Origin of the sequence: Undibacterium sp. KW1 (genome assembly GCF_009937955.1) — a bacterium.
GTDB lineage: Bacteria > Pseudomonadota > Gammaproteobacteria > Burkholderiales > Burkholderiaceae_D > Undibacterium.
On the sequence record NZ_AP018439.1, the window covers coordinates 5,178,889 to 5,190,891 of the forward strand.

The following is a 12,003-nucleotide window of genomic DNA, read 5'->3' on the forward strand; positions in this document are numbered from 1 at the left end:
GCTAATCACCAAGACTAATCAAACAGCACTGACCACTACCATGAATCCTATCTCAGGTCCCCCATATACCTTACCAGCAGGCAAGCGCCTGACTTTCAGGATCCTGCTGACGACACTGATAGGTTTAAGTCTGACGCTGGCAGCAGTCGGCTATACCTTATTGCTGTCATGGCAACTTGAGGGCGGTGGCGCAGCGATCAATGAGGCAGGCAGTTTGCGCATGCGCTCTTACCGGCTGGCCATGGAACTCGAACACCAGCAGGTCGCCACAGAGATAAAGCAAGAACTCGATGACTTCAACCGTATCCTGAACGACTTGCAAACAGGCGACGCCAAGCGCCCGCTATTCCTGCCAGCATCACAAGCGATACGCGAACAAATGCTGCTGGTACAAAAAGAATGGCAGCAGCATGTAGAGGTCAATGCAAGAAAAGTCCTGGCTGAAACCGACCTGCAAAACAAGCAGGCCATGCTGACCCTGTATGCAAAAGAACTGCCGGTTTTTGTAGAGAGCATCAACAAGCTGGTGTCGCTGGTTGAAGTAGAGCTGGCAGAAAAAACAACCTGGCTGCGCCTGTGCCAGACCGCCCTGATTTTCATGTCACTGGCCGCCAGCATTGCCTTGCTCTATCTGCTCTACCTGTGGATAGTTGGCCCGGTAACGCGCATGCAGGCCGGTATTGCGCGCATGTCCAGGGATGATCTCAGCGTGCGCCTGCCAATTGAGACTGAAGATGAATTCGGAGTCCTGGCACATGCCTTCAACCAGATGGCTGACCATGTGCAAAGCGTGCACCGCACGCTGGAAGAACGAGTGGCTGAAAAAACCGCCAGGCTGCAAAACCAGAACCATGAAATCAGTACCCTGTATGAAATTGCCGGTTTCCTGGCTGGCCCACATGCGATAGAGGATTTATGCCGGGGTTTCCTGAAAAGAATCATGCAGAGGATGGAGGCTGATGGCGGTACCGTGCGCATACTCGACAACCAGAGCGATAACCTGCATATCACGGTGCATGAAGGCATCTCGGAACAAATGATAGAAGAGGAGCATTGCATCAAGACAGATGACTGCCTCTGCGGTGCAGCTACCCATCAGGGCATTATCATCGTCAGGGATTTTCGCAAGATGGACCAGCAGCGTAGTTATCGCTGCCAGGAAGAAGGGTTTTTCTCGCTGGCGGTGTTCCAGATAATGGCGCGTGAACAGGTCATAGGCAGTTTCTCCCTGCATTTTTCCAAAGAGCGCAATATCATCAGCGAAGAACGCAGGCTGCTGGAAACCCTGGGTAAGAACCTCGGCGTGGCAATTGAAAACCAGCGCCTTATCGCCAGGGAAAAAGAATTTGCTGTGTCCAGTGAACGCAACCTGCTGGCGCAAGGCCTGCACGACAGTATTGCGCAAGGCTTGAATTTCCTGAACCTGCAGGTACAGATGCTGGAAGATTCATTAAGCCGCAATGATGTAGCAGAAATCAAGGACATCGCGCCGCTGCTGCGTGCCGGTGTGCAAGAGAGTTATGAAGATGTGCGCGAACTGTTATTGAATTTCCGTACCCGCCTGCAAGACAGTAATCTGGAATCCGAGATGCGCAATGTCGTCGCCAAATTCCAGCGCCAGACCGGCATCCATGGCGAGATAGAATTTGTCGGTAATGGCGCACCACTTGCGCCAGAACAGCAATTGCAGGTGCTATTCATTTTGCAGGAAGCCTTGTCGAATGTGCGCAAGCACGCGCAGGCTGGAGAAGTCAGGATCAGGGTGAAGAATGAACGTGATTTTTCCCTGACTGTGACGGATAATGGCGAAGGTTTCAACATGGACGAAGTCCATGAAAAAGGCGAAGCCCATGTGGGACTGCGCATCATGCAGGAAAGAGCAGACCGGCTGGCTGCCAAATTCCATATCGCAAGCCAGTCTGGCGAAGGTACCACGATAGCACTGGAGTTATTGCGGCAGGAACGCCTGGTAGCATAAGCATCATTTATAAAAAACTGGGGACACGGAATAGCCATGCCTATCAAGATTTTGCTGGTGGATGACCACACACTTTTCCGTAGCGGCATACGCTTGCTGCTACAGCGTAATCCTGAATTTGAGGTGGTCGGCGAAGCCGTCGATGGTCTTGACGGCGTCAAGCGGGCCAAGCAATTGCGCCCTGATGTCGTGCTGATGGATTTGAACATGCCCGGCCTGTCTGGCCTGGAAGCCATGCAACTCATCGTTGAGGATTTGCCCGACACGGCAGTGCTCATGCTGACCGTATCTGAAGAAGCCGAGGATTTAACGACCGCCTTGAAAAATGGCGCACGCGGTTATTTATTGAAGAATATAGAAGCAGATTACCTGACCCAGGCCATCAAGCGTGCCGCCGCTGGTGAGCCTGTGATCGCCGAATCCATGACCGCCAAGCTGGTATCGCAATTTCGCTCCGGGTTGAATCAGAATAATGTTCCCAAAAAAGAAAAACTGACACCGAGAGAAAGAGAAACCATGGTCTGCCTGGCTCGCGGCGAGAGCAATAAGGAAATTGCCCGCAATCTCGACGTGGCAGAAAGCACCGTCAAGATCCATGTGCAAAACATATTGAAGAAACTGAACCTGACCAGCCGTGTGCAGATTGCCGTGTATGCAGTCGAGCATGGCATGGATAAAAATTAATTTTTAAACAAAGCCATCCCTTTCCCCTCATCCGACCACATCTCGCCTCATCCTCCCTTATCCATTTGCAGCAGCGGCCTAGTCCTCCCGGCGTATAGGCATAGCCACATCAGACTTCTACACTTGATCTCAGTCAGTTTGCCGGAGATCTGTGATGACGAAAATAAATTTATTGGGCCTGCTGCAAAACCATGCCTTGTTCCGCCATATTTCGCAGGAAGATGTCAGGGAACTGCAAAAAGAAGTCCTCAAGCTGGAGCTGGATAAAGGCGCCATGCTGTTCCGCAAGGGCGACATGGCAGAAGCCACCTATATTGTGGTCTTTGGCCTGGTCAAGCTCTGCCTGCCCTCATCACAGGGCAATGATAAAGTCCTGGAGCTGATACGCGGCGGGCAAAGCCTCGGTGAAGCCATGATGTTTCTCGATGAGCCCTACCCCTTTTATGCAGAAGCGCTGGAGAATACGCTGCTGCTGAAAATCCCGCGCCACGCGCTGTTGCAATTGCTGGACCGCTCCCCCCTGATTTCGCGGCAGATGCTTGCTGGCCTGTCATACCGCCTGCTGGGTTTCATCCGCAATGTAGAACGCTATTCCCTGCAAAATGCGACGCAGAGAGTGATCGATTATTTGCTGCAATTGTCTGCCTCGCAGCACAGCAATGATATACGGCTGGAACTTAAAAAACACCTGGTCGCGTCCCTGCTGAATCTCTCGCCTGAAACCTTGTCACGTGTCTTGCACCAGTTAATGGATGAGCAATTGATCAGGGTATGTGGATCAAATATACATATCGCTTCTGAAGAAGCACTGAAATCATATCAGACGCAAATTCCCGCCATGAACTGAAACTGAAGCAGAGCCCATTTTATTGACCCAGCACAATGACTGTGCGAATAATTTTCATTACCATTTGAGGCATGAAACCTATAGATCTGGTGGCTCCTGCCGGTAGTCTGCTTGCCTTGAAGGCAGCGGTAGATAAAGGGGCAAATGCGGTTTACCTTGGCTTGCGCAATGCGACCAATGCGCGCAATTTTGGTGGATTGAATTTTGCCGACCACGATATACGGCAAGGAGTTGCCTATGCCCATGAACGTGGCCGGCAAATCCTGTTTGCCATCAACACCTATCCGCAGGCACGCGCTGTTGGTGAATGGCGGGCGGCAATTGACACTGCCGTGCAGATGGGTGCAGATGCGGTGATACTGGCCGACCCTGGCCTGATGGCGTATGCGCGTGACCGCCACCCTGAGCTGCGCCTGCATTTGTCGGTGCAGGGCTCGGCCAGTACGCTCGATGCGATAGAACTCATGCGTGAGCAATTTGCCATCCGGCGCGCCGTACTGCCGCGCGTGCTGACCCTGCCCGAGATAGAAAAGATCATACGCCAGACCAGCGTGGAAATAGAAGTGTTTGGCTTTGGCAGCCTGTGCGTTATGGCGGAAGGCCGTTGCCTGCTCTCAAGCTATGTCACCGGCGACTCACCAAATAATAAAGGCGTATGTTCGCCAGCGCATGCGGTGAGCTGGGAAGAACAAGACCAGACCATGTATGCGCGTTTGGGCGGTACCCTGATAGACCGCTATGCACCCGGTGAAGCCGCCGGTTATCCAACCTTGTGCAAAGGGCGTTTCGAAGTCGAAGGTGAAATCGACTATGCACTGGAAGAACCAACCAGCCTGAATGCCATTGGCCTCTTGCCCAAGCTGATCAATATGGGTGTTGCCGCCATCAAGATAGAAGGCCGCCAGCGCAGTCCGAATTACGTCAGCCAGGTCGTGGCTACCCTGCGTGCGGCACTCGATGCCGCGCAACGCGACCCGGAACGCTATTCACCGCGCACAGACTGGCAAGCCAGCCTGGCCCGCCATGCCGAAGGCGCGCAAGTGACCCAGGGTGCTTTTGAACGTCCGTGGAAATGATATGACTGACAGCTTACCTGCTACCACCGCTCTGCTTTCCCTCGCGCCCCTGGCCTACTACTGGTCCAGACAGGACACTTTGAATTTTTACGTCGATGCCATGCAATGGCCGATCGATATCGTCTATCTCGGTGAAGTCACTTGCTCGCGCCGCCATCTGATGAAACTGGATGACTGGCTGGCACTGGGCAAGGAATTACGGGATGCAGGCAAGCAGGTTGTGCTATCCAGCCTGACCCTGATAGACAGCGAGGCCGACCGGCGCAATATGCACAGGATGATAGAACGCGCCTGCGCAGAAAACTTCCTGGTCGAGGCGAATGACTACAGCGCCGTGCGCGCCATGCAGGGCAAGCCCTTTGTTGCCGGGCCGCATCTGAATATCTATCATGCAGACAGCCTGGCATGGCTGGCCAGCCTCGGTGCCTGCCGCTTTTTACCGCCGCTGGAAATGGGGCGCGATGCGCTGGCAGCCTTGCAACAGCAACGCGGTGTACAGATGCAGACTGAAGTACAGATCTGGGGGCGCATGGCCCTGGCTTTTTCATCACGCTGCTTCACCGCCAGGCATCATCGCCTGCGCAAGGATAGTTGTGAATTCCGCTGTGAGCTATACCCGGACGGGCTGCCCCTGGCCACCCGTGACGGCAAGGATTTTTTGACCATCAATGGCATACAGACCCAGAGTGCCAGTTGCGTCGATCTGGGTGCGCAATTACCTGAACTGGCCGCCATGCAGGTGGATATCTTGCGCCTGCAGCCACAGTCACAAGGCATGGCAGAAGTGATTGCGGCATTTGACCGTGCCAGAACGGCAAAGCTGGCTGCCGAAGTCAGCGAGACCCTGCTGCCACCCCATGCACAGCGCAGCAATGGCTACTGGATGGATAAGCCCGGCATGCAATGGCTGGCCGGAGAGAGATAAATCAACATGGACCTGAGTAATTTCCGTTTTCCCAAGAACATACAAAAACTGGGCAGCTATGTGCCAGCACCACTGGCGAATGCCCCTTTGATGCTGCTGCTTGAACTGGCCAGGCAGCGGGCACTGCTGGTCGCACCTGAGAGTCTGTACGGCAAGAGTTTTCGTATCAGGGTAGAAGACCTCGGTTTGTCACTGTGTTTTTACTGCGAGGCTGGCAAATTCAAGCCACTATCATCTCTGCCCCAGCCGGATGTCAGCCTGTCTGCCAGCGCCATGGATTTTTTAAAACTGGCAACTGGTCAAGAAGATGCCGACACCCTGTTCTTCCGCCGTCGTTTGAAGATGGAAGGTGACACTGAACTGGGCATCGCCGTCAAATACTGGCTTGATGCCAGCGAACGCCCTGCCTGGCTCGCCCGCTTTGGTCAGCGCTTCATGCATGCAGGTGAAGGTGTGTGATGAAAACCGTGCCACTGCCCCTGGTGTATTCCTGCTCTGGCTGTTCCAGTGTCGCGCAACTGGCCAATGATTGTGCGCTCAGGCTGGACCGCGAACAAAAGGCGCAGATGTCCTGCATCAGTGGCGTTGGTGGCGGCGTTGCCAGTCTGGTTAAACTGGCGCAATCTGGCAGGCCTGTACTCGCACTGGATGGCTGTGCACTGGCCTGTGTCAAAGCCTGCCTGCAACAGGCCGGTGTCGTCCCTGATGTTCATCTGGTGCTGAACCAGCAAGGCGCACGCAAGCGCTTCCATGCTGATGCCACTGAAGATGAGAGGAAACATATCTGGCAACAGGTCGAAGATGCCGTGCAGGCCCTGGAGCCGCAAGCATGAAGCCAGGTTTATATTTTGCGGGGCCTCGCTGGCCCCACCCAAGGGATACATGATCATGAAACGTCTTGCCACCGCCCCCACAGACTGTATTTCTTTCTCGGTGCTGTGTCTGTCTTTATCCTGTTCTTCTGGTGGTGGTTGCAGCTACAGCATCCGCAGACCATGGCCATACCCTTGCATGCCTTGCTGATGCCGCTAGGTGTCTTCCCCTTGTTCATTTTGGGTTTTACTTTCACTGCCGGGCCTAAATGGCTGGCCGTCAGCGCTGACGATGACTACTTCCTACTGCATGGTGCCACCTATTTTTGCGGCCTGCTGTTGGCCATGCTGGCAGCCAGTCTGGGCTTGTCGCCTTTGCGCAGCTCGGGTTTTGCACTGATGCTATGCGCCTGGCTGGCAGTGATCTGGCGCTGGGCCGGTTTGATCAAACGCAGCACAGTGCCGGATAAAAAACATGCGATTGCCATCTTGCTTGCCATGTGCGGTGGCGCATGTGCACTGGCCGCGACCCTGATGTGGAGTTGTGGCTGGACAGATGCATGGATCATCGCCCGCCAATGCGCCTTCTTTGGCTTTTTACTGCCGGTGTTCCTGACCGTCTGCCATCGCATGCTGCCATTTTTTAGCGGCAATATCATCAAACCCTACGTGGTCTGGCGTCCTTACTGGTTGCTGCTTGCCTGGTTAAGCGGCTGTGGTTTGCTGGTGATCAGCGGCAGCCTGCAATGGCGCTGGCTGGAAGCTGGTGCGGCCACAGCGATGAGCCTGAGTTTCATGTATACCTCCTGGCGCTGGGGTCTGTTGCGCAGCATGGCAAACCGGCTGCTGGCCATGCTGCATCTGTCGTTTGCCTGGCTTGCCATCGTCTTTGCACTGCAGGCTGCGGGCGCGTATGGCGTATCAGTCGGATCAGCGCCTGTGCATGCGCTGGCCCTGGGTTTCATGGGTACCATGCTGGTGGCATTTGTCAGCCGGGTTACTTATGGTCACAGTGGCCGCCCGCTGCAGGCCTCCGGCCTGTTATGGGGTATTTACCTGGGCTTGCATATTGCCGCCCTGTTGCGCATTTTGGGAAGCCTGTTGTCATACAGCTTTCTCATCACGGTCTCTGCAACAGCCTGGCTGGCCCTGCTGGCATGCTGGATCGCGATGATGCTGCCTATCTACCTCAAAGCGCGGGCAGATGGGCAGGCTGGTTAATTGTGAAGTCCATGCAAAACAAAAGAAATCAGGCGCGTATATACACCCAGGCTCGCCTGCCATATTTTAACAATATGAATTGATGATGCAAGTCGATAAGGCATGCAGATTTTATTTTCAACCTATGAGCTTCAATAACTTCAGCATGCGTGCGAAAGTTTTTCCATAAGGTGGATAAAGCAGGTGCATGCCATTCAGGCTGCTTTGATAGAACACAGGCTTCTCCTTGCTGAGCGCACGGAAACCCCATTCGCCATGGTAGGCACCCATGCCACTGGCACCAACGCCACCAAAAGGCTGTGACTCCTGACTCAGATGCCACAGACAATCATTGATGGTCACACCGCCAGACACGGTTTGCTGCAGCACCAGGTCGTGGTTGCCATTGTCGGTGCCGTACCAGTACAGGGCCAGTGGGCGCTCCCGGTTGTTAATGAATTCTATCGCCTCTTTGACGTTGCCTTGATAGGTAACGATGGGCAGCAAGGGGCCAAAAATTTCTTCCTGCATGATGCGCATGTCTGGCGTGGGATTCAAGACCAGCACCGGGGCCTGTTTGCGTGCGGCTGTCATGCCTGCTGACTGGGCGGTGCTGGTGAGTGGCAGCAATTGCGCACCCTGCTCTATGGCGTCATTCAATAAGCCTTGCAAGCGCTGGTAATGATGGTCGTTGATGATGGCAGTGTAGTCTGGATTGTCTTCCAGCACCGGGTACATCTTGCCAGTGGCAGCTACCAGCGCGGCCACCAGTTCATCGCGCTTGTCTGCCGGCACCAGTACATAATCCGGTGCCACGCAGGTCTGGCCGGCATTGAGCAATTTGCCAAAAGCCAGGCTGGCTGCGGCGGTTTTGATGTTGGCGCTGACATCCACAATTGCCGGGGATTTGCCACCCAGTTCCAGCGTTACTGGCGTCAGGTTCTTGGCTGCGGCAACTGCCACATGCCTGCCGACTGCGGTTGAACCTGTGAACACCAGGTGGTCGAAACGCAGTTCAGAAAATGCCTTGGCCACGTCTGCACCGCCAGTGATGACCACCATTTCATCTTCAGAGAAATAATCAGCAACCAGCTTGGCCAGCAGTGCTGAATAATGTGGAGTCAGCTCTGAGGGTTTGAGCATGACCCGGTTGCCTGCGGCAAAGGCAGCAATGGCTGGCCCCAGCGCAAGTTGATGCGGATAATTCCATGGCGAGATGATGCCGACCACACCCAGCGGCTGGCTCAGCAACCTGTTCTTTGCAGGCAGGTATTGCAGGGCAGTGGCAGCACGACGCGGCTTCATCCAGCCAGCAAGGTGGCGTCTGGTGTGCTTGATGGAAGAAGCGATGAGCGATAAATCGGCCAGTTCAGTTTCGTGCGCTGAGCGATGTCCAAAATCCTTGCTGATCGCCTGGTTGATTTCTGCACCATGTTGCACGGTTATTTTTTCGAGACGGCTGAGCCAGTCCAGTCGCTGCTGCAGATCAGGGTGAGGCTGGGTACGACAGGCAGCTCGCAAACGCTTGAGCGTGGCTTCCAGGGTTTGCGCAATGACTTCGGGTGCCAGATTCATTTCCATACCAGTCTCCTCAACATAATGATCATTTATGTAATTTTTGCCATTATGCGTCAAATTTCAAGGGGATCAAGGTATAAATGTATGAGGAACCTTTGATATCAACAATAGACATGAAAACCGGCCAGTATCAGTTGACCAATACCTGACCGGTTTTTTTTAATACTAGCTACTCAAATGCCTTTACGCACCAGCACTGGATCTGGCCGGTATACCGCAGGCATGACACGCTTGAGGTTTTCAACCTTGGGCAAGTCGTTGATGGCGATGTATGGCTCATTAGGATGCAGGGTCAGGTAATTCTGGTGATAGGCCTCTGCTGCGAAGAAACCTGTGTCTGCTTCCAGGGTGGTCGCCAGTTTGCCACGGAAAGCGCGCGAGGCATTTAGTTGGGTGATGTATTTTTCAGCCACGTCGTGTTGTACTGGCGTAGCTGGGAAAATCGCAGAACGGTATTGTGTACCACTATCCGGCCCCTGGCGGTTCAACTGGGTTGGGTCATGCGCGACAGAGAAAAATATCTGCAGCAGCTTGCCATAACTGATCTGGCTAGGATCATAGGTCACCTGCACTGCTTCTGCATGGCCGGTTGCGCCTGAGCCCACCAATTCATAATGCGCAGTTGCTGCCTTGCCACCGGCATAGCCCGAGACTGCATTGGTGACACCGCGCACATGTTGGAAAACGCCCTGCACACCCCAGAAGCAGCCACCGGCAAACACTGCAGTCTCAGTCTTGGCACTGCCTGCCGGTACATCCACCACTGGCGCGGCAATGATGACTGCTGCCTCATCGGCCCTTACCTGGCCATTGAAAACCAGTGCTGCTGCGACACAGCCTATGCCCAGCAACAGGGCTGTAAAACTGTTTGCTATTTTCATGTCGTACTCCTTGTAATTAATGTAGAGGCTGTTGCAAAATTAAGCTGGCTAGGCGTCGCCGACGAAGACAGTACTTTAGTACGGCTAGGAGGCGCAACAACGCCAGGTTAATTTTGCGGCAGCCTCTTAACCAAAAGTGAAGGCGTAAGTTTCAACGCCAGGATCAAGAAACTCTATGCTGAAAGTGTGCCCGGCAACTTTGCCGGATTGTCGCACCAGTTGGTACAAACGCTGGCCAGTCACCGTGCCCGTACCGTCGGCGGCGATGTCACTGCCATGTGCGGCACCAGGCGCAGCACCGTCGATAGTGACGCGGAAACGCACAGGCTTGCCGTCTTTGCCGGGCCCCAGCACCAGATGCAGGTCACGGGCCTGGAAGCGGTAAGTGATGCGCCCGCCCTTTTGCGTCAGGGCGGCATGTTCTTCCTGCACCTTCCAGTTACCTGCCAGACCCCATTGATTCAGCGCGAGTTGCGCTGGCAGGCTGTAATCAGCATTGCGGTTTTGCTGTACACCGCCAGCTGAAGCAAAGTTTTGCACGCGGCTATAACCAAGATAGGTTTCTGGTGATTTGACCTGGCTATCGTCCGCCGCCATTTGTGCACCGGCCGCCCCCGTCTCAATGACGACATCATTGGCGACATTTTTCTGGCCTGCTTCTTCCAGCAATTGCTGTATCACCTGCTCAGATTGCACATACTCGCCTTCACCAAAATGATGGTGGCGTATGCGGCCAGTGGCATCGATGAAATAATGCGCAGGCCAGTACTTGTTGCCAAAAGCACGCCAGATTGCATAGTTGTTGTCGATGGCAACCGGGTAGCTGATACCCAGGTCGCGCACGGCCTTGCTGACATTGGCAGGGTCACGCTCAAACGCAAATTCAGGCGCATGCACACCAATCACAACCAGGCCCTGGTCACGGTATTTCTTGGCCCATGCCTGCACATACGGCAGGCTACGCAGGCAATTGATGCAAGAGTAGGTCCAGAAATCGATGAGCACGACCTTGCCTTTGAGCTCCTGCGCAGTCAGTGGTTTGGAATTGAGCCATTGTGTTGCACCATCCAGTGACGGCATGCTGCCCTCTTCGGGCAAAGAACCCGTTGCTGCATTATTGCCATGCGCAGACATCGTGGCATTCGATGGTGCCATGGTGTTGGATGTCATTTGCTTGTTCGATGCCATCATGGCATTGGAAGCCATCGTTGCATTCGAGGCCATCATCGCCCCCTGCTGCGTTGCGATCTGTGCTGGTGCCGGATTGGCTTGTACATCTGGTGAAAAACGGTCTATCAATTGCTGTTCCAGACCTGAGGTGGCAACAGTAGATAAGCGTGTCAGCAGGCCAGTATCCAGACCCAGCGCAATCGCAGCAACACCGGCTATCATCGCAGCACCCAAAATGCGGCGTACCCATTCACCAGCACCCAGTGAGCGTTTCATCGCGGCAAATACCTTGCCACCTATCAGCAAGGCCACGGCCAGTGAAGTCGCGGCACCAGCAGCATACGCCAGCAGCAGGAAAGTTGTCTGTGCACTCGCACCATTGAGTGCTGCGCCAGTGAGCAGCAGACCAAGTACCGGCCCGGCACAGGGTGCCCACAACAGGCCCGTCGCCACGCCAAGCAATAACGATGAACCTATGCCACCGCCATCTGCCTGTGCCGTACTTGATAAACGGTCACCAGCAGCCACCAGTGGCTTGGTGAGCTTGTCAGCCAGGTGCGGGAACAATAGCGTCAGGCCAAAGAACGCCAGCAAGGCCATTGCAAGCCAGCGGCCATATTGATTGGTCTGCAACACCCAGTTACCACCAACCGCAGCCAGCGTGGCAACCGCGGCGAAAGTCAGCGCCATGCCCACCAGCAATGGCAAGCCACTGCGGCGGAAAGGCTGACCAGTGCGGGCGAAGACAAACGGCAGCACCGGCAGGATGCAGGGGCTGAGTATGGTCAGCACGCCACCAAGATAAGAAATAAGTATCAACAACATGTTTGCTTTCTGTATGCCGCTCAGGCT

11 protein-coding genes are annotated in these 12,003 nt (G+C 54.5%); 8 read left to right on the forward strand and 3 right to left on the reverse strand.

The genetic code is table 11. The features are described 5' to 3' along the window. The first annotated feature begins 40 nt into the window (after nt 1–40). From UNDKW_RS23310 to UNDKW_RS23345, 8 genes are all read left to right on the forward strand, one after another. Nucleotides 41–1,978, forward strand: coding sequence for a type IV pili methyl-accepting chemotaxis transducer N-terminal domain-containing protein (locus UNDKW_RS23310; RefSeq protein WP_162060690.1), 1,938 nt, complete (start codon nt 41–43; stop codon nt 1,976–1,978). A gap of 36 nt (nt 1,979–2,014) precedes the next feature. Next, complete coding sequence (locus UNDKW_RS23315; protein ID WP_162060691.1) at nt 2,015–2,662, forward strand: response regulator transcription factor; 648 nt, start codon at nt 2,015–2,017, stop codon at nt 2,660–2,662. Nucleotides 2,663–2,816: 154 nt separating this feature from the next. Further along, nucleotides 2,817–3,509: a Crp/Fnr family transcriptional regulator gene (locus tag UNDKW_RS23320; protein ID WP_162060692.1), complete on the forward strand. Its 693-nt coding sequence runs from the start codon at nt 2,817–2,819 to the stop codon at nt 3,507–3,509. Nucleotides 3,510–3,580: 71 nt separating this feature from the next. Next, nucleotides 3,581–4,585 carry a peptidase U32 family protein gene (locus UNDKW_RS23325; protein WP_162060693.1) on the forward strand — a complete coding sequence of 335 codons (1,005 nt, stop codon included), beginning with the start codon at nt 3,581–3,583 and terminating at the stop codon, nt 4,583–4,585. Nucleotide 4,586: 1 nt separating this feature from the next. Continuing rightward, complete coding sequence (locus tag UNDKW_RS23330) at nt 4,587–5,510, forward strand: U32 family peptidase (RefSeq protein ID WP_162060694.1); 924 nt, start codon at nt 4,587–4,589, stop codon at nt 5,508–5,510. Between the two features lie 6 nt (nt 5,511–5,516). Continuing rightward, nucleotides 5,517–5,969, forward strand: coding sequence for an SCP2 domain-containing protein (locus UNDKW_RS23335; protein ID WP_162060695.1), 453 nt, complete (start codon nt 5,517–5,519; stop codon nt 5,967–5,969). Next, nucleotides 5,969–6,343: a putative zinc-binding protein gene (locus tag UNDKW_RS23340; RefSeq protein WP_162060696.1), complete on the forward strand. Its 375-nt coding sequence runs from the start codon at nt 5,969–5,971 to the stop codon at nt 6,341–6,343. Before UNDKW_RS23335 ends, UNDKW_RS23340 begins: the two co-directional genes overlap by 1 nt. A 15-nt stretch (nt 6,344–6,358) precedes the next feature. Continuing rightward, the gene (locus UNDKW_RS23345) at nt 6,359–7,543 is read left to right on the forward strand and encodes an NnrS family protein (protein WP_255431522.1); all 1,185 of its coding nucleotides are present in this window, start codon (nt 6,359–6,361) and stop codon (nt 7,541–7,543) included. Nucleotides 7,544–7,660: 117 nt separating this feature from the next. On the opposite strand, the gene UNDKW_RS23350 is transcribed toward UNDKW_RS23345, so the two are convergent. From UNDKW_RS23350 to UNDKW_RS23360, 3 genes are all read right to left on the reverse strand, one after another. Further along, nucleotides 7,661–9,103 (reverse strand): coniferyl aldehyde dehydrogenase, encoded by a 1,443-nt coding sequence (locus tag UNDKW_RS23350; protein WP_232063089.1) that lies wholly within the window; start codon nt 9,101–9,103, stop codon nt 7,661–7,663. A 170-nt stretch (nt 9,104–9,273) separates the two neighbouring features. Further along, nucleotides 9,274–9,981 carry a peptide-methionine (S)-S-oxide reductase MsrA gene (gene msrA, locus UNDKW_RS23355; protein WP_162060698.1) on the reverse strand — a complete coding sequence of 236 codons (708 nt, stop codon included), beginning with the start codon at nt 9,979–9,981 and terminating at the stop codon, nt 9,274–9,276. Nucleotides 9,982–10,107: 126 nt separating this feature from the next. Beyond that, complete coding sequence (locus UNDKW_RS23360) at nt 10,108–11,976, reverse strand: cytochrome c biogenesis protein DipZ (protein ID WP_162060699.1); 1,869 nt, start codon at nt 11,974–11,976, stop codon at nt 10,108–10,110. Nucleotides 11,977–12,003 lie beyond the last annotated feature (27 nt).